The organism is Vibrio sp. 03_296 (assembly GCF_002265885.1).
Genome location: NZ_NPKW01001027.1, coordinates 1 through 591, shown reverse-complemented (window position 1 = coordinate 591; position 591 = coordinate 1). Strand labels below are relative to the sequence as shown.

Annotated in this window: 1 pseudogene; it reads left to right on the top strand. The window is 39.2% G+C overall.

The annotated features are described in order from the left end of the window. Positions 1–310: 310 nt before the first annotated feature. A pseudogene (locus CIK04_RS29610) lies at positions 311–591 on the top strand (2-oxoglutarate and iron-dependent oxygenase domain-containing protein); the annotation flags it as partial.

The window sequence follows — 591 nt, the reverse complement described above, 5'->3', positions numbered from 1 at the left end:
TTGTTTTGCCATTAAGTTTTCTTTCTTCATCGTGATTCTATTCCCTTAGTTTTCGCATCAATCGCGTGAAATGATGACAGCTTATTGAACGTTGTTCAATTAATTTGTGTACGCGACATCCGCCCTGATGGTACGTGAGATGTAATTAGAGAGAGTAAGCGGGTATGTCGATTACGAAATATGTTGATAGCTTGCGCATCGGCACAACATTTAACCGTTTGCGGCAATACATTTCATTAAAGTTTGATTTACATTTGCTTGTGCTACTAKAATCCGGACTCTAATTCAAAAAACAAAAGAAAGTGAAGTCATGAAACTGGAAACTGTCGATTATCTTGCTGATGATGCATGCAGAACAATTTGTCACATCGACTGCGCGAACTGGGTTTGGACGWTTTGAAAAATCACCCAATTCCGAAAGAGTTGGTGGAATCGATTTATAAGAACTGGTACGAGTTTTTCTCAACGGAACAAAAACACGATTTCCATTTTAATGTTGAAACACAAGATGGTTACTTCCCACCGTCGGTTTCTGAAGTGGCGAAAGGGCATAGCGTTAAAGACATCAAGGAATACTTCCACGTTTATCCT